The 17,000-nt window shown below is 65.1% G+C and carries 11 protein-coding genes and 1 pseudogene; 4 read left to right on the plus strand and 8 right to left on the minus strand.

Going from position 1 to position 17,000, the window contains the following annotated elements:
- Positions 1-11: 11 nt before the first annotated feature.
- The 4 genes from BLTE_RS03550 to BLTE_RS03565 form a co-directional block, all read right to left on the minus strand.
- Complete coding sequence (locus BLTE_RS03550) at positions 12-2,210, minus strand: TonB-dependent receptor (RefSeq protein ID WP_160140502.1); 2,199 nt, start codon at positions 2,208-2,210, stop codon at positions 12-14.
- 115 nt (positions 2,211-2,325) lie between these two features.
- Positions 2,326-4,059, minus strand: a complete 1,734-nt coding sequence (locus BLTE_RS03555; RefSeq protein ID WP_126397696.1) for an ABC transporter ATP-binding protein — start codon at positions 4,057-4,059, stop codon at positions 2,326-2,328.
- Positions 4,060-4,061: 2 nt separating this feature from the next.
- Positions 4,062-5,774 (minus strand): ABC transporter ATP-binding protein, encoded by a 1,713-nt coding sequence (locus BLTE_RS03560; protein ID WP_160140503.1) that lies wholly within the window; start codon positions 5,772-5,774, stop codon positions 4,062-4,064.
- A 288-nt stretch (positions 5,775-6,062) separates the two neighbouring features.
- Positions 6,063-7,064, minus strand: a complete 1,002-nt coding sequence (locus BLTE_RS03565; RefSeq protein WP_160140504.1) for a helix-turn-helix transcriptional regulator — start codon at positions 7,062-7,064, stop codon at positions 6,063-6,065.
- A gap of 91 nt (positions 7,065-7,155) precedes the next feature.
- Here BLTE_RS03565 and BLTE_RS17985 point away from each other — a divergent pair, with 91 nt between their 5' ends.
- A complete protein-coding gene (locus BLTE_RS17985; protein ID WP_160140505.1) occupies positions 7,156-7,395 on the plus strand; it encodes a hypothetical protein in 240 nt (79 codons plus the stop codon).
- An 891-nt stretch (positions 7,396-8,286) separates the two neighbouring features.
- Here the strand turns inward: BLTE_RS17985 and BLTE_RS03575 are convergent.
- Entirely contained in the window at positions 8,287-9,243 is a 957-nt protein-coding gene (locus BLTE_RS03575) for an IS481 family transposase (protein ID WP_126396489.1), read from the minus strand.
- Between the two features lie 141 nt (positions 9,244-9,384).
- Here BLTE_RS03575 and BLTE_RS03580 point away from each other — a divergent pair.
- Positions 9,385-10,137 (plus strand): annotated as a pseudogene (locus tag BLTE_RS03580) (IS5 family transposase).
- A gap of 116 nt (positions 10,138-10,253) precedes the next feature.
- On the opposite strand, the gene BLTE_RS03585 reads toward BLTE_RS03580, so the two are convergent.
- Positions 10,254-11,012: an oxygen-binding di-iron domain-containing protein gene (locus BLTE_RS03585; protein ID WP_126397703.1), complete on the minus strand. Its 759-nt coding sequence runs from the start codon at positions 11,010-11,012 to the stop codon at positions 10,254-10,256.
- Positions 11,013-11,706: 694 nt separating this feature from the next.
- Complete coding sequence (locus BLTE_RS03590; RefSeq protein WP_126397705.1) at positions 11,707-12,657, minus strand: AraC family transcriptional regulator; 951 nt, start codon at positions 12,655-12,657, stop codon at positions 11,707-11,709.
- A gap of 164 nt (positions 12,658-12,821) precedes the next feature.
- Between BLTE_RS03590 and BLTE_RS03595 the strand changes: the two genes are divergently transcribed.
- Positions 12,822-13,637: a class I SAM-dependent methyltransferase gene (locus BLTE_RS03595; RefSeq protein ID WP_126402027.1), complete on the plus strand. Its 816-nt coding sequence runs from the start codon at positions 12,822-12,824 to the stop codon at positions 13,635-13,637.
- A gap of 161 nt (positions 13,638-13,798) precedes the next feature.
- Complete coding sequence (locus BLTE_RS03600; protein WP_126397707.1) at positions 13,799-14,383, plus strand: GNAT family N-acetyltransferase; 585 nt, start codon at positions 13,799-13,801, stop codon at positions 14,381-14,383.
- 855 nt (positions 14,384-15,238) lie between these two features.
- Here BLTE_RS03600 and BLTE_RS03605 read toward each other — a convergent pair.
- On the minus strand, positions 15,239-16,384 hold the full coding sequence (locus BLTE_RS03605; RefSeq protein WP_126397709.1) for an acyl-CoA desaturase: 1,146 nt from the start codon (positions 16,382-16,384) through the stop codon (positions 15,239-15,241).
- Positions 16,385-17,000 lie beyond the last annotated feature (616 nt).

Consider the following 17,000-nt stretch of genomic DNA (forward strand, 5'->3'; position numbering starts at 1 on the left):
CACGGTGGCGGTCACAGCCGCACCTTGGCGCCAAGGCCGAAGTTGCGGCCGCGGGCGTAGCTCACGCCGGAGAGCATTTCGCCCGTCTTGGCGGAAGGAGCATAAACATTCCCGTATGAAATGGTTTCCTCGTTCAGCAGATTGCTGCCGAAGAGATAGAACTCCCGCTTCTCCCACTCCAGGCCGGCCCGCGCTCCCAGATAGTGCGAGGACTCGAGCAGGAACATGTTGCCGGCGTCGGCGAAACGCGCATCGACGAAGCTGTAATCGAGCCGCCAGTAGGCCTGTGCATCGCCAAGCTCGCTGCCGAGACCGAGCTTCTCGACATGGGTACGGTGGGCGAGCGAGGCCTTGAGGGTCCACTCCGGGACGTTGGGGATCCTGTTGCCGTCCACAAGTCCGTTCACCAGGGTGGCAAGAACCGGCAACACATTGAGCAACTCGCCCTGGGTGTAGGCCGCGCCGAAGCCGACGTCCCACCCCTCGGCGATGCGATAGCTGCCCTCAAGCTCGCCGCCCCAGCTCTGGACATCGACATTGAGTGCCAGCACCTCAAGCGTCGTGGTGTTGAAGGCAGTGATCTGCTCCTGCGAGACATCGTTGTAGAACAGGGCACCGGACAGGTTCAGCCGGTTGTCGAGGAACGAGCCACGGCTGCCGATCTCATAGGCGATCATCGACGTCGGATCGTACGGATCGCGGGGGATGCCGAAGGCCGCAAAGTGGTTGGACATGCCGTAGCCGCCACCCTTGTAGCCGCGCGCCACGCTGACCCAGCTCGACAGGTTCGGCGACCACTCATAGGCAAGCGAGGTGCGGCCGGTCCAGAAGCCGTAGGACATGGTGCCTTGCTCGGCGAATGAGGGGACTGTCCCCGGGGTACCGTCGGACGTGTAGAGGTTGTCGAAGTCCTTGCTTTCGTGGGTCAGCCGTCCGCCGACGGTCCATTTCAGCTTGTCCCACACCGGAAGCGTGATCTCGCCGAACACCGCGGCACCAGTGGTGGTCTGGTTGTAGTCCTGGGTGCCGGCCATGAGCGGGGCGTAAAGCCACAGCTTGTTGTCCTGAACGAGATTCGCAGTGTCCTGATAGCCGACCACGCCGGCGATCCAGGAGATGGCGTAGCCGGGATTGGAGGTGAGGCGGAATTCCTGGGTGGCGCGCGACTCGTCGCGGGTCCAGTAGATGTGGTTGGTCGCCGGATCGGCGAACATCGAGGTTGGCAGGCCCGACATCGCGCTGGCGAGATGCACGTCGAGCGCGTTGTAGCGGGAGTTGACGTCGGCCTTGTGGTAGGAGGTCTGGGCGGTGAAGGTGAAGGCGTCGAAGGCGTATTCGAACTTCGAGCTCAGATTGACGAACTCCATGTTCTCATCGGCGACCGAATAGCCGGCGATCTTTTCCATGCCGTCGCCCTCCAGCATGTAATAGATCGGCGACAGCTTGGTCTTCTCGCCGCTGGCGCTGACCAGCCAGCGGGTACGCTCGTTGGGGGTGAACAGCAGCGAGCCGCGGCCGACATAGGAGGTCTCATCCCCGAGGTCCGAGCCTTCGGTGTTGGGGATGAAGCCGTCGATGCCGCGGAGGCGGAAGGCGACGCGGCCCGCGACCTTCTCCGGCACGATGGCGCCGGCCAATGCGCCTTCGAGTTGGCGTTGATTGTCGCTGCCATACTCGAACCCGATATAGCCCTCGGGCGTCTGGCTCGGCAGGATCGGAATGAGGTTGATGGCACCGCCCGAGGTGTTGCGGCCGAACAGCGTCGACTGCGGGCCCTTCAGCACCTCGACCCGCTGCAGGTCGAAATAGGCCGAGTTGGAGGCGGCGATCGAGGTCGGCGCGCCGTCGATGAAGGTCAGCACCGAACTGTCGTCGGGGCTCAAGGGAAAGGTCACGGCGCCGACGCCGCGCATGATGATGAAGTCGTTGGAGCGGTCGCCGAAGGTGGGCTTCACTGCGCCCGCGATGTCGCGCAGCGCCGTGGTGCCGTCGATGATGCGCTTCTGTTCGAGCTCAGTGCGGCTGATGGTTTCGACCGAGAACGGAATGTCGCGCAGCTTCTCGGTCCGCTTGCGGGCGGTGACGGTGATCTCCTCGATCGTCTCGGTCTCGGTGTTGTTCTCGCTCTGGGTCTCCGGCTCGGCATGAGCCGGCGTCAGCGCGGTGGAGCAGAGCAGAGACGAAGCCAGCAGTATCGCGGATCGGCGCAAGGGGGTCCCCATTATTGCGGTTGTTCCAAAGAAGGGTTGAGGAGGTCGCGGATCTCGGGTCCGACCGAAGTGATCACGGCGAGGATTGTTCCGATCGCGACAAGGCCGGCCTCGCTCATCTGAGCCTCCAGCCGCTGGCGCGCTGCTGCGCCGTCCACAGGCCTGCATAGGTGCCGCCAAGCGCCAGAAGCTGGTCGTGGCGGCCGCGCTCGATGATGCGGCCGCGGTCCATCGCCAGGATCTGGTCGGCGCCGGCGATGGTGTGGAGGCGGTGCGCCACCACGATCACCGTGCGGCCGCTTTCGAGCGCGGCGACGGCGTCCTGGATCGCCTTTTCGGACAAGGGGTCCATCGCCGAGGTGGCCTCGTCGAGCACGACGATCGGCGCGTTCTTGAGCAGAGCGCGGGCGACGGCGACGCGCTGGCGCTCGCCGCCCGAGAGCGTGCGGCCGCCATCGCCGAGGCGGGTGTCGAGGCCGTTCGGCAGCGCCGCCACCAGTTCGTCGAGGCGGGCGGCCGTCACCACCGCGTTGAGGCGGGCGTCATCGGCGCCGGGATCGCCGAGCAGGATGTTGGCGCGCAGGGTGTCGCGGAACAGGTGGACGTTCTGGTCGACCACGGAGATCAGCGCCTGCAGCCGGGCCGGGTCGGCCTCGGCAATGTCGAGGCCGCCGATCCGGATCGCGCCGCTGGCCGGGTCATAGAAGCGCGCCAGCAGCGCAAGCACGGTTGATTTTCCGGCGCCGCTCGGCCCGACGATCGCGGTGACGGTGCCGCGCTCGGCGGTGAAGCTGACCTCTTCGACTGCGGTCCGCCCGTCCTTGCCGTAGGCGAACGAGACACGGTCGGCGATCACGTCGAGAGACGGCGCGAAGTCGCGCCGGCTGCCGGTCAGCACCGGCTCGGCGAAGAACGCCTCCATGCCGCAGCGGGCCTGTTCGCCGAGGCGGAAGATCAAGGCCTGCTTGATCACCGCGCTGGTCCAGGCGGTCTGGGCGGCGATGGCGAAGAACAGCGCCACCATGGTTTCGGCCGGCGCGGCGGTGGCGGCGCCGCTCACCGCGACCGCGACCAAGGCGAGCGGCACGCCGACCGACAACAGGAAGCTGTTGGTCTCCTGCATGGCGATGAGGCGCGGCGTGTTGCGCCGCATCAGCTGATAGGCGCCCTCGACGACCTCCTGGAACTGCGCCAGCGCCTCGCCCTTGCGCAGGAACATGCGGAACACCGCGATGCCCTCGCCATACTCGCCGATGCGGTGGTTGAGGTCGACGATGAAGCGCGAGCGGGTCGCCAGAACGCGCGCGACGACGCGGACGATCGGCTGGTGCACCACGAGCGCGACGAGGAGGGCGACGATCATCACCGCGACCACCAGCGGTGAGAACAGCGCTGCCAGGGCGAACAATACAAGGCCGGTCACCGAGCCGGCGATGATGCGGTGCAGGGTGAAGGTCGAGCACTCGTTGATCCAGCGGCTGTCCTCGCCGACCAGGGTGGCAAGGCGCGCCGGCGTCCAGCGCACCAGGGCGCCGAGCGGAACGACGCGCATGTGCTGGACCAGCCGGCGGCGCACGGTCTCGGTCGCCTCGTTGCCGGCCCGAAAGCCGGCGCTCCAGGCCACCCGCAGCGCCAACGTGCGCACCACGAAGGCAGCGACGATCGCGCCGGCATAGGGCATGAGGTCGGACGGGGTGGCGCCGCCTTCGGCGAGGCGGACGAGCCCGAGCCCGACCGCCGCCGCCGGCACCGCCGCGGCCAGTCCTTCCACCAATGTTGCGATCAGGCCGAGGACGAACTTGCCGCGCGCCGCGCCAAGGTGCGCCCAGATGAACGATAACAGCTTCATGGTCAGTTCCCCCGGCTGGCGTGGCGATAGCTGCGCACCGCCTGATGGGCCGCCCACATGCGCGCATAGAGCCCGCCGTCCGCGACGAGATCGTCGTGCCGGCCGCGCTCGGCGATCCGCCCCTGGTCGAGCACCAGGATCTCGTCGACGTGGGTGATGGTATGCAGGCGGTGGGCGATGACGATCATGGTTCGCCCGCGCGCCAGCTCGGCGATCGCGGTCTGGATCTCCGCCTCGTTCTCGGGATCGGCGAAGGCGGTGGCCTCGTCGAGGATCAGGATCGGCGCGTCCTTCAGGATGGCGCGGGCGATCGAGATGCGCTGGCGCTCGCCGCCGGACAGGCCGTGGCCGCGCTCGCCGACCAGCGTGTCGTAGCCGTTCGGAAGGGCAGCGATGAAGTCGTGGGCGCGGGCGGCCTTGGCGGCGGCAACGATGTCGGCGTCGCTGGCGCCGGCACGGCCGAGGCGGATGTTGTCGGCGATGGTGCCGGCGAACAGGAACACGTCCTGGAACACCACGGCGAGGCGGGCGTGGAGATCCTCCGCGCTCATGTCGCGGACATCGACGCCGCCGATGCGCACCGCGCCGCTCTGCGCATCGAGGAAGCGGGCGATAAGGCGCACCAGCGTCGACTTGCCCGATCCGCTCGGTCCGACCAGCGCGAGGCTGCGGCCGGGCTCGACGCGGACCGAGATGCAGTCGAGCACCGCGCGCGCGCCATAGGCGAAGCCGACAGTGTCGAGCTCGACTGCCGCCGGGCCGATGGCGCCCTTGCTCGCGCTCTCCGGCATCTCGGGCAGGCAGAGGATGGAGTCGATGTTGTCGAGATGCTGCACCTGCCGCATCACGCGGTGGCTGATGCCCTGGATGGCGCCGAAGATGTCGCCAAGGCCGAGCGCCAGCGCGAGAAACACCGCCAGTGTCGCGGTGCTGACATCGCCGGCCGCCGCCATCAGCAGCCCCACCGACGCCACCACCAGCAGGTGGCTCGACAGCAGAATCTGCGCGAGCCCGCCGGGCACGACGGCGCCGCGCATCCAGTCGTTGGAGAAGCGTGTCATCAGCGCGAACATGTCGAAGGCGCGCCGGCTCGCCTGCTCGGCCTGATCGAACAGCCGCACCGTGGCGAGCCCGTCGGCGATCTCGGCGGTGGTCTCGGCGAGCCTGGCCTGGATCTCGATATAGTCGCGGGTCGGCCCTTCGCCCGTCTTCAACAGGCGGCCGAGCAGCCACATGCCGACAACCATCGGCACCAGCGTCAAGACGGTCAGTCGCCAATCGACCACCACGAGGGCGACCAGCACCAGCAGCGGCGCCAGCAACGCGGCGCTGGTCTCGGGGATCAGATGGGCGATGCCGTCCTCGGTGGCCTCGACATCGTCGAGCAGGATGGAGCGCACGCGGCCCTTGGCGGTGTCGTCGAACCAGCCGAGCGGCACCCGCGCCAGCTTGGCGGCGAGGCGGAGCCGCAGATCGCGCTGGACGCGGAAGGCGATCAGATGGGATAGCGCCGTCGACAGCCCGAAGAACGCATGGCAGCCGATGAGGCCGGCGACGCCGGCAAGCCCGATGAGGAGCAGTCGGTCCCTGTCCGGGCTCGACGAGGTCAGCTCGACGAAGGCCAGCGCCGCGGCGAGATAGGGCGCCAGCGCCAGCAGCGCCGCCAGGGTGCCGGCGGCGGCGGACCCGGCAAGCAACAACTGCCCGCCAGTCATCAGCGCCAGAATCCTGCGGGCAACCGCCGGAACGGAAAGGGGAGTCCCGTTCCGCTCAATTTTGTCGAAGCTGCTGCCGGCCTCAGTATTGTTTGAACCGGTCGGCGTATTGCCTTCGATGGCGGAGGGGTCTTTACTTATTCCAATGTAGCTCGACACAGCCTGCACTCTCTTAATGAGTGAGGCCGACATCTAAGGCCAGTGCTGTTGCGAGCAAATCGCAGTGAGTTCTGCGCGCCGGAATAACATCTTTGCGCAAACGACATCGCTGACGCCGCAGGGGCTGCCTCAGGGCGCCCTGAGTTCCGCGCGCGGCGGATGTCCGAACCGGCGGCGGTAGGCGGTGGCGAAGTTGGCCGGGCTGGCGAAGCCGACGCGGTAGGCGATCTGCGCCACGGTCAGGCGATTCTCGCGCAGGAGGGTGCGCGCGACGTCGAGGCGGCGGTCGCGCAGATAGTCGATGATGGTGACGCCGAACACCTGCTTGAAGCTGCGGCGCAGCGTCGTCTCGTTGACGCCGATGTCACGGGCGATCTGGCCGATGGTCGGTGGATCGGCGAGCGCGCTCTCCAGCATCGCCTGGGCGCGCTCGGCCTGCTCGCGGCGAAGCCGCGAGAGCGTCGGGCAGGCCGATTGCGCGCTATCGAGACCAGTGGCGATCTCGAAGACGGCGGCCAGGATGCGCGCTTCCGCGTAGAGGCGCCCGAGCGCGCCGGTGTAGGGATTGACGGCGAGATCGAGCAGGGCGGTGCGCAGGCGTTCGGCGCGCTCGAACTGCCGGAACTGGAGGCCGCAGCGGCAGCAGGGCAGGGGCGCCAACTGCAGGTCGTCGAGCAGGGGCGCAAGGCCTTCAGCCTCTATGAAGAACCCGCTCATGTCGCAGGTCTGGCCCGCGCGGAAATGCGTGGTGAAGCGCATCGGCTCGCCGAGTGCGATCAGGGTCGGCACGCCGATGCGATCGGTGGCGATCGAGCGGCCCTCGACATTGGCGGCATGGCGGCCTGCGGTCAGCATGCCCACGAAAATGCTGGCTTGGTAGATGCCGGAAACCGGAATGTCGTGGAGGTAACGAAAGCGGCAGCCGCTGGTGAAAACGGACGGGCGGACGGCATCGAACCAGAATTGGCCATAGGCGAAGGAGGCGTGTTCGTCGATGCCGATCTCATCCACGCCGGCCCACATCTTCTCGATGTTGGGGCAGGAGCCGATCATCTCCGCCACCGACAGCGTTCGGTCGGCGTCGGCCGGCGGCACCGCCCGCCCCCACGCTCCGTTGTTCCGGCTACTCATCGGCTGCCACCCTGCACGCGGACGATGGAGGTGAAATGTATGCGAATGGCTCGCATTCGCATACCATGCGCGCCGCTGTCCAGCCATGTGCATGGCGGACAACGATGCCCCCATCCCGAACATGTCAGAGGTCGGGCACCCGCCAGCGGGTTACGGCCACCGTCGGCTGGCCGAATTCCACGCCTCCGCCGGCCGCCGCCAGCGCCATCGGTGCCACCCGCCAAGCCGTCGATCACCGAACGGAATCAGCCAGATCGACTTCGTCAACGGGCTGCCAACATCGGGCGGCGAAAACCGTGCGGCCACCGAATTGGAGCGTGATCCGATCTGACTGCATCAGATCGGACGCTCTAAGTTTCTGGTTTGTCGCTTTTTCTTTCGCAGAGCCGGTCCCCGCTTCTGCGGAGAATGCTCTGGCGACAGCCGGCCTCACCGTGCGCTGCAAGATCGATCTCAACCGCTATCCCGCGGGAATCAAAGTCTCCGACACCGATCCTGTTCGCCGTGGCCAGCTTCGGCAACAAGATGCGCGAGTGATGCGATGAGCCGGGGCTGCCCGAGTGCTCGCTTCACGACCTGCGAACGGCCATCGCCGTCCGACTTGCCGAGGCGAGCTGCTCAAATCAGCAGATCAAGGCCATCACCGGCCACACTGCGGAAGGGGAGGTCGCGCGCTACACCAAGGGCGGCACAAAAGAAGCGCGCAGGGCAGGCGATGAAGGCCCTTCAAGGGGGCGAAGCCGGAACAAACGTTGCTGCCCCGATTAAGGGGGCAGCAAAAACAGGGGGCTAAGCCTCTGAACTTCTTGGTGCTGTTGGGAGAGATGGCGCGCCACTAAGAATAAAACTGCGAACACTTATGTTATTGAAATTTCGATATAACTCTTTGGGCGGCCACCGATGGCCGAACCGACGGCGCCAGTTGGCCAGCTTCCGCAGGCGCATCCGGACAGCCGCATCACCGCCCGTCTTGCGCCAATACTGAGCTGACCGATTCATCCCGATCAGCCCGCAGGCCCGGCACGCCGAGCAGCGGGGAGCACTGGGAACGGGCCGGGTCACCCGCTCCGCGGGCTGCGCTTTCTTGCTCCGCGGGCCGAAGGTCGGCCGAGGTACAGCCTAGAGCGTGATCCGATCTGACTGCATCAGATCGGACGCTCTAAGTTTCTGGTTTGTCGCATTTTCTTTCGCACAACCGGTATCCACTTGTGCGGAAAATGCTCTAGCTGTGGAGCCTCAACAGGTTGTCCTCGGTCAGACCGAGGCGGCTGATGGGTGTCTTGGCTTGCAAGCTACCATGGGGCCTGTGCCAATTGTAGCGATGCAGCCAGATCGGCAGCTCTGCGGCGCGCTGATCGGAGTGCAGATAAGCTTTGGCGTAGGCCCATTCGCGCAAGCTCGTTTGGACGAAGCGCTCGGCCTTGCCGTTGGTCTTGGGCGTATACGGCTTGGTGCGCAGGTGCTTGATCTCGAGTAGGCGCAGCGCCCTGGCATAGCGGAAGGAGCGGAAGCTGGCGCCGTTGTCGGTCATCACGCGCTGAACCTTGACGCCATGGGCCCTGAAGAAGCGCAGTGCATTGAACAGAAAGCGCAGACAGGACGGGCGCTTTTCGTCGGGCAGGATTTCCGAGTAGGCGACCCGCGAATGATCGTCGATGGCGAGATGCAGGCACTCCCAGCCGACCCCGCGGCTGTTGCTTTGCCCGCTGCGATCGCCGGTGATGCGGTGGCCCACCGTGTTGAACCGGCCGAGCTTTTTGATGTCGATGTGAATGATCTCGCCGGGATGCTGGCGTTCGTAGCGCCGGACCGGTTCGGCCGGCTCCAGGGCGCTGAGCTTGTTCAAGCCGCGCCGCCGCAGGATACGGCTGACGGTGGCCGGCGAGAGGCCGAGCTCGGCCGCGATCTGCTTGCCGGTGCAGCGCTGGCGGCGCAACGCCTCGACCGCAGCGCACGTGGCGGGCGCTGTTTGGCCTGGCGATGAAAGCGGCCTGGAGGAGCGGTCGCGCAAACCATCGACACCCTCGGCGCGGAAGCGCCCGACCCATTTGGCGACCGTCTTCGGCGTGGTGTTGTAGCGACGCGCGGCCTCGGCATTGGTCAGTCCGCCATCCACCACGGCGCCCACCATCACCTCTCGACCTTTCGGGGTCAGGCGAGCATTCTTGTGAGTGTCCATTCGGTCCTCCGCGAATCACTGACGTCTGGCGACATCAGCGTTCCCGGCCAGGGCCGAATGGACAACCTCCTGAAAGCCCACATCTAGGGCCTGTTGAGATTCGGGATTCCACCTGTGGCTTGAATATGATTCAAGCTTTGGATGGAGCGATTTGTGCTGACGGACGCCCAGTGGGCGAAGATGGAACCGCATTGCCTGGGCAAGCCGACCGACCCCGGGCGCAGCGGCAAGGACAACCGCCTGTTCGTCGAGGCGGTGTTGTGGATCGTGCGCACCGGCAGTCCATGGCGCGACTTGCCTGCCTCGTTCGGCAACTGGAATACCGTGTTCAAGCGATACCGTGACTGGGTCAAAGCCGATGTTTTTGTTCGGCTTTTCGAGGCCTGTTCGGAGGAGCCGGACATGGAATACGCCATGGTCGATGCCACCATCGTCAAGGTCCACCGCCACGGACAGGGCGCAAAAGGGGGACTCAAAGCCAGGCCATCGGGCGTTCGAAGGGCGGCCTGACCACCAAAATCCTGGCGTTGACCGATGCCCTGGGCAACCTCGTGCGCTTTGCGTTGCTGCCGGGGGCATCGCTTCGACACCGTCGGCGTCGAGCCGCTGATCGATGGGGTCTCCTTCGGCGGCTTGATCGCCGACAAGGCCTTTGACAGCAATGCCATCATTGCTGATCTCGATGCACGTGGTGCCAAGATCGTCATCTCGCAGCATCCGCGTCGAGCCAAGCCGATCTCTATCGACGACGAGGTGTATAAATGGCGTCATCTCATCGAGAACTTCTTTTGCAAGCTCAAAGAATTTAAACGCATCGCCATGCGTGCCGACAAAACCGACACCAGCTTCACCGCCATTATCTATCTCGCCGCAGCCGTCATCCATTCCCGATGAATCTCAACAGGCCCTAGAGCGTGATCCGATCTGACTGCATCAGATCGGACGCTCTAAGTTTCTGCTTTGTCGCATTTTCTTTCGCGCAACCGGTATCCACTTGTGCGGAAATTGCTCTAAGCTGCGACCCTGTCGCTCATGACCTCCTTGAGCGCACTGGTCACACGGCCATCGTAATTGTCGGCAAGAGCGCGCAGGGCGGCGGCGCCGTCTCCGGCGAATGACGGGCCGTGCATAAGGGCAAGCGTCCGCGGTGAGAGTTCGGCGAGGCTGCGAAGCGTCGCGCCCATGTCGGGGTTCAGACTCGAATAGTGGAAGACATCCTCGCCCGCGATCGCCGGTCCGACGATGTCCCCGGTCGTCAGCGCTGGGCCTTTGCCGAGTTGGGTGAAAAGATCGCCGCAGAGCAGCGTCCCGGTGGATTCTTCATAAAGCACGCCGGCGTCCCACCCGTGCGGCGTGTGCGGCGTGTCGATGAAGCGGACACGCTTGCCGCCTCCGAGGTCGAGGACCTCGCCGTTCGCCAGCGGCCGCGGCGGCCTGTCGGCGAAGTCGTTGAGCGAGACCATGACGCCAGTTGCGCCTTGGGCGGCGGTGGCCTGCGGCGCCGCCGCCAGCCAGTCGTTCAGTGCACCGCACTCGTCGGCCTCGAAGTGTCCATACGCGATCCAGCGCAGTTGTTCGGGGGCGATGATTCGGGCGAGAGCATCGCGATTAAGCCCAAACATCTTGCGCAGTCCCGTGTGGAACATGAGTGGCGCGTCCCCGACGACGAGGAACTGGTTGAAGGTGAAGCCGGCAGGCGGGGCGATGTCGGGAACGAACGTGGAAAGACGGTAGATGCCATCTGCGATCTCGTCGATCCTGGTTTCCATGCGAAATCTCCTTCGGTCAGCGGCAGGGAAGCGAGAGCGCCATGGCTGGCGAAGCTCCGGGTCAGTGATGGTCGTGTGAGACCGCTCATGCGATCGAGAGCGATCTTGAATCCCTCCCACGCGCGTAGCGTAAGATCCGGCGGCGCCATGGTGCTCGCAGGCAGTTCACGATCCTCGCCCTTGGGAGCGGGCAACTCGACCTGCAGCTTGTCGACGCGCAGACACATTTTCAGAACCCTCACGCGTTGGATGACCAATGACGAACGGGCTGGCCCCACGCCGGTTCCCGCGCGAGGAACGCGCAGTGTTGGTGCGCGGCCCCTTGCCGGCGCGCAGAAGCAAGATGCCAGCAGGCGGCGCAACGGTTGGGATCGATCTCATTGGCGACTGCCTTGAAGCGGTCGTACATCCGCGGCTCGGTGCGATTAGAGATCCAGGTGGCATGTCGTCGAGCGCGACCTCAATCTTGCCGATGAGGGGTTCTCCGTTGCGCTAAAGGAGCATCCGTTCCGTTGAGCGTCCGCCTTCACCGGCAAGACCGTCGCGTCCGACCCGATCTTCTTCAAAGGCGCTCGCACGTTTCCGGGAACGGTCTCGGAGACGAGCCAGCTCGATTGGCTGCCAGTGACGCAGATTCCCGGCCGCATCAAACCGATGACGGAATTTTGCCTTGCCCGCGGTAAGGGCTGACGGATCACCCGCGATCCCGCCACTGCACGGGCGACAGGCCGAACTCCCGCTTGAAGGCCCGGCTGAACGCCTCCTCCGACTCGTAGCCGACCGCGTGCGCGAGCTGGCACACCGTCTTGGCCGAGTCACGAAGGTGCTGCTTGGCGGCCTGCAAGCGGCATACCGTCAGATAGCGGATCGGCGGGACACCGACCAAAGCCGTGAAGCGCTCGACAAAGGCGCTCCGCGACAAAGCGACGGCCTTCGCCAACGCCTCGACCGACCAGGGCGCGCGGATGTCGCGGTGGATGATGGCCAAGGCCCGGCCGACATAGGGGTCTCTCAACCCTCGCAGCCAGCCGAGGTCATGATCGGTGTGCGTCGACGAATAATGGCGGACGGCCTCGACGAACAGCAGCTCCGACAAGCGCGACAGCACGCTGGAGGTCGGCAATTTGCCGGCGGCGAGCTCACCGGCGGCGAACCGGACCGACGCCTCGATCCAGTCCCACGATGACACTTGGTGAAGATCCAGCTTCAGCACCCTCGGCAAGGTCGCGATCAGGGGATTTGACGTCTCCTCGCTGCCGAGGAAGCCGCAAACGAGACGCGTCGCATCGCCGCCTCCGCCGTGGAAAATGCGGGCGAGCCCGCCATCCGGGGACACTTGGATCAAATCCCGCGCGCTCACCGGTTCGAGGCCGGCCGCGCTGGCCAGCGTGTGCAAATCGTTGCGCGGCAGCAGCACAACCTCGCCGGCGTTGACCACGAGCGGCGGCTCGCACTCGACGGAGAGCAACAGTCGGCCTTCGAAGACGACGTGATAGGCGATCACTTGGCTGGCTGACGAAAGGAACGACAGATAGTCCTCAGCCGTGATCTTCGCCGTGACGCACCACGGCGCGGTGAACCGCGAGTCGAGAAAGATGCCGCCGGTCAGGCGAACCGAGCGAAGCACGTCCGAAAGCGGGTCCATCGCTGCTGTCACCCCTCAAATTGGACGATTGATCAGGTGATCCGGCCGCGCGGTCATTCGTTCGCGGCGTGGCGGCTGCTATCCATGTCTCCGAGACCCGCGCATGGGCCGGGATCCTCCAACAAGGCCGCGTGCGTCGGCCGCGACACCACAGGGAAGAGACCATGACCACAACACTTGTCAGACCGGATTTTGCCGCCATCAAGCAACGCCAGCAAGCGACTTGGGCCGCCGGTGACTACGCCGTGATCGGCACGACGCTGCAGATCGTCGGCGAACGCCTGTGCGAGGCCGTCGACGTAATGGCCGGCGAGCGCGTTCTCGACGTCGCTGCTGGCAATGGAAACGCCACGCTTGCGGCAGCGCGCCGCTTCGGCCGCGTCACATCGACGGACTATGTCGCGGCGCTGCTGAAGCGTGGCGAGGAGCGGGCCGTGGCCGATCGGCTCGACGTCGCATTCCAGCAGGCCGATGCCGAAGCACTGCCGTTCGAGAACGGCAGCTTCGACGTCGCGCTGTCGACCTTCGGCGTCATGTTCGCACCGGATCAGGACAGGGCGGCGGCCGAGCTCTCGCGCGTCGTTCGGCGGGGCGGGCGCATCGGCCTGGCGAACTGGACGCCCGAGAGCTTCATCGGCCAGCTCTTCAAGACCCTCGGCCGGCACGTTCCGCCACCGCAAGGGCTCAAATCGCCCGCACTTTGGGGAACCGAGTCCCGGCTTGCCGAGCTGTTCCCGGGCCATCGAATCGAGGCATCCCGCCAAGTCTTCAATTTCCGCTACAGGTCCGCGCACCATTGGCTCGACGTCTTCAGGACCTATTACGGCCCGACCAACCGCGCGTTTGCGGCGCTCGACAGCGACAAGCAGGTGGCCCTCGAAATGGACATCATCGAACTGCTCGATCAGGCAAACCGCGGCAGCGAGGATACGCTGATCGTGCCGAGCGAGTATCTGGAGGCGGTGATCACCAAGGCATGATCGAGGCCGGTGTCGCGGGATGGGTGACCAGGATGTGATCTCCGGCGTGCCCACCAGATGCGCCAACGAGGCCGGCGCCGACCGGCGCCGCAGCCGCCCGCTCTCGCAGCGCTTGCAGCGACGCGCAGACCAGTTCACGGCAGCCTCAGAAAGGAGACATCATGTTGATCGAACCGCTCGCGCTGCACGTCGTTACGGCGGATTTGACCGGGCGGGCTGACGCGCTCGCGACCATCGTCGAAGCCTTCGAGGGCGATCCGGCGTGCCGGACCCTCTGGCCGGAACGCGCTGCGTTCCGGCGGCACTTCCCGCGCTTTGTCGAGCTCTTCGGCGGGCCGGCGCAGGTCGACCGGACCACGGACGGTGCCGGAGCGGCACTCTGGCTCGCGCCCGGTGTCGAGGTCGACCCCGAACCCCTGATGGCGTATCTGGAGGCCAAGTTGCCCGAGGACCGCAAGGATGCGCTATTCGCCGGGCTCGAGGTCCAGGCGGCGCTGCACCCGCACGAGGCCCATTGGTACCTGCCCTTCATCGGCGTCCGCGCCGCGGCGCAGGGCCGAGGCATCGGGGCGGCGCTTCTCGCCCATGGGCTGACGCGCGCCGACCGCGACGGCCTGCCGGCCTATCTCGAGGCGACGAGCCGGCGGAGCGTTCCGCTCTATCGGCGCTTCGGCTTCGAGACGATCGGCATCGTCGAGAGCCCCGGCTACCCGGAGATCTTCGCAATGTGGCGTCCCGCCCGCTGACCCGCTGACGCCGGGGCGCGGAGTCATGCGCCACCTTTCGTCCAGCGGTCCAGGCAGCCGTGCGGCCTCGTCCGTCCAAGCTGCCGAATTGAAAGGAGCATGAACGTGAATTGCGGTCCGGCACGCTCAGGCTTAGAGTAATCTCCGATCTGACTGCATCAGATCGGGCGCTCTGACTTTCGAAATTATCGCGTCGCATTCTCTTTCGCAAAAATCGGCGCCCACATTCGCGGAGAATGCTCTGGCGGCGTGCTTCCAGCCCCATGTTGAACGGCGTTGCGATCGTTCGGCGGACGCAAGAGAAACCGCCAGCCTGCAGTACCGTGCGGAGCCGCGCCTCGCCGGCCTGGGCGCCGAGCGCCACGCCGCCCTCGTGGCCGGCCGAGCGAGGCCGCCACGCACAGGCTTGTGTAGAAGGTGCGGCCGGCCGGGTCGCCATGTCGTGCAGCGCGTCGAAGATCGTCCCGAGGTCGAAGCTGGCACCTGCGAAATCCTGCGCCCGCACCACATCGAATCGAACATTGCCGCGGCCGTTCGGATGGGTGCGGGCACGTTCGATCGACGACGCGTGGAAGTCGATGCCGACGAACTCGGAGCCAGGAACGCCACCGCCATGATCAGGGTCGAGGCGCCGTGGCCGCAGCCGACGTCGACCACCCGGGCGCCGGCCTCAGGCTTGGCGACAACGCCGTCGAGCGCGGGCAGCCACTCGTCGACGAGATACGCCCCCAGGTACTCAGGGCAAAGGGGGCAGTTGGCTGCTCCCGGCGGACCGGCCCGATCTCTTCAGCCCATCCGAGCGGCGCTCGGATGCCATGACAGGTACAGGGGCGCAACCGGCCGCGCGTTGCCGCCTCAAGACGGTGCGAGTTGTCGGCCGATGGACGCAAGCAGGAGATCGTAGGCGCGATCAACGATGTCATCCAATGACCTCGTCTTCACGAACATCGCCCTCGCTGTCGCGGCCAGCTGCTCGCGGTTCGGCAGTTGCGGTAGATGCATGGTCGCCAGCACCTCCGCGGCACGGTCTCGAGTACAGGACAGTGTCTCCTGCAGCGCCGACAATTCGGCACCGCGCAGCGCGGTGGAAATGGCAAGCGCGATCTGCTCGGCATTGAAACGCGCCGCGAGGTCTTCCGCGGCGCGACCGTTCGTCCGCGAGCCGAGCCGCTGCTCGTTGCGTAGAACCTGCTCCGGAGGCGCCTTCAGATCCCGGACGATGCCGAGCCAGGAGAGCATCCACAAAACGTAATAGGCGGGATCGATCTCCCACCATTTGAACCCCTGGCGGGCGCTGCTCTGGAAGGCGTGATGGTTGTTGTGCCAGCCCTCGCCCATCGTGGCCAACGCCAGCAGCCAGTTGTTGCGGGAATCGTCACCCGTCACGTAGCGCTTCTTGCCGTGGGTGTGCGCCAGGGAATTTATGCAGAAGGTCGCGTGATAGAGCAGCACTGTGCTCAAGAAGAACCCGACCACCAGGCCTGACCATCCGGCGAGGAGGAAGCACAGCCCGGCCACGGTGATCGCCGGAAGCAACTCGAGCCGGTGCAGCCACATCAATTCAGGATAGCGCGCAAAATCGGCGATCTTCGTGAAATTGGTTGCCTTGTGCTGACGATCGAAGATCCACCCGACATGGCTGTAGAGAAAGCCCTTCTGCCGGGGCGAATGCACATCGTGCACCGTGTCGGAATGGAGATGGTGATGGCGGTGCTTGGCCGCCCACCACAATACGCTCTTCTGGGCGCTGCTCTGGGCCAGGAACGCCAGCACGAACTGGAACACCCGGCTGGTCGAATAGGCCCGATGGGAAAAATAGCGATGATAGCCCGCGCAGATTGCGAACATTCGTAGCCAGTAGAGGCTCACGCAAAGGATGACCGCTTCGAGGGTGATGCCGGTCCAGATCGCCGCGATGCAGCTCAGATGGACAAGCACGAAAGGAATGGCTGCCGGATAGACGATATCTTCGTGCGATTCGTCGAGGCTCTCGTGGTTCATGCTGGCGATTTTTCCATTTGATATAACCTATGACCAGATTACGTCCAATCGACGGCTCCTGAGTGATATCTATAATTATTTGATTGAATCACTTTGTTTCGTTGGCCAGCGTCAAATTTTGCGGATGTCGCACCATTTAGCGCAACATCAGAGCGCTGTTGGAAAATGATCTAGCGCCCGCTAAAATTCGCGGCTCTTCACACAAGCACCCAATTATCGCTGCATGAACCAATGTTCGTAAATATAACGCGGCGATGTCACTGTTTGTTCGGAACAGAAACACGAAAATTTCGCGACGACTGCGCTACACTATGGGTCGTCCGCGACAATCGTTGGCTGGGTGATTTGGCGCGCGACGATGTGGAACGGATCGGGATTTGATGGCGATGACCGACTGTCACCCTCCGCCACGTGCCCCAGTGCGGAACATGGTCCGGTTCCATCGGTTGAAGGGGGGCCCCGACCCGATTGGCGGGTGGAACTCCCATAGCCCACACCGAATTGCTTTTGAGCGAGGCCATCGTGATGCCGATCGTCCGTATCCGGTCTGAATTTGCCGCCAGAGCCGAAGCCGCAACCCTTGTCACCGAGCACGGACGCAATGCGTTCTACGAAG

Source organism: Blastochloris tepida (genome assembly GCF_003966715.1).
Lineage (GTDB): Bacteria > Pseudomonadota > Alphaproteobacteria > Rhizobiales > Xanthobacteraceae > Blastochloris > Blastochloris tepida.

What these genes read in the sequence shown, in the direction of transcription:
- BLTE_RS03595 (WP_126402027.1), top strand. Translation starts at nt 12,822, where the DNA reads ATGACCACAACACTTGTCAGACCGGATTTTGCCGCCATCAAGCAACGC.
- BLTE_RS03560 (WP_160140503.1), bottom strand. Translation starts at nt 5,774, where the DNA reads ATGACTGGCGGGCAGTTGTTGCTTGCCGGGTCCGCCGCCGCCGGCACC.
- BLTE_RS03555 (WP_126397696.1), bottom strand. Translation starts at nt 4,059, where the DNA reads ATGAAGCTGTTATCGTTCATCTGGGCGCACCTTGGCGCGGCGCGCGGC.
- BLTE_RS03575 (WP_126396489.1), bottom strand. Translation starts at nt 9,243, where the DNA reads ATGGACACTCACAAGAATGCTCGCCTGACCCCGAAAGGTCGAGAGGTG.
- BLTE_RS17985 (WP_160140505.1), top strand. Translation starts at nt 7,156, where the DNA reads ATGGCGGACAACGATGCCCCCATCCCGAACATGTCAGAGGTCGGGCAC.
- BLTE_RS03605 (WP_126397709.1), bottom strand. Translation starts at nt 16,384, where the DNA reads ATGAACCACGAGAGCCTCGACGAATCGCACGAAGATATCGTCTATCCG.
- BLTE_RS03565 (WP_160140504.1), bottom strand. Translation starts at nt 7,064, where the DNA reads ATGAGTAGCCGGAACAACGGAGCGTGGGGGCGGGCGGTGCCGCCGGCC.
- BLTE_RS03600 (WP_126397707.1), top strand. Translation starts at nt 13,799, where the DNA reads ATGTTGATCGAACCGCTCGCGCTGCACGTCGTTACGGCGGATTTGACC.
- BLTE_RS03590 (WP_126397705.1), bottom strand. Translation starts at nt 12,657, where the DNA reads ATGGACCCGCTTTCGGACGTGCTTCGCTCGGTTCGCCTGACCGGCGGC.
- BLTE_RS03585 (WP_126397703.1), bottom strand. Translation starts at nt 11,012, where the DNA reads ATGGAAACCAGGATCGACGAGATCGCAGATGGCATCTACCGTCTTTCC.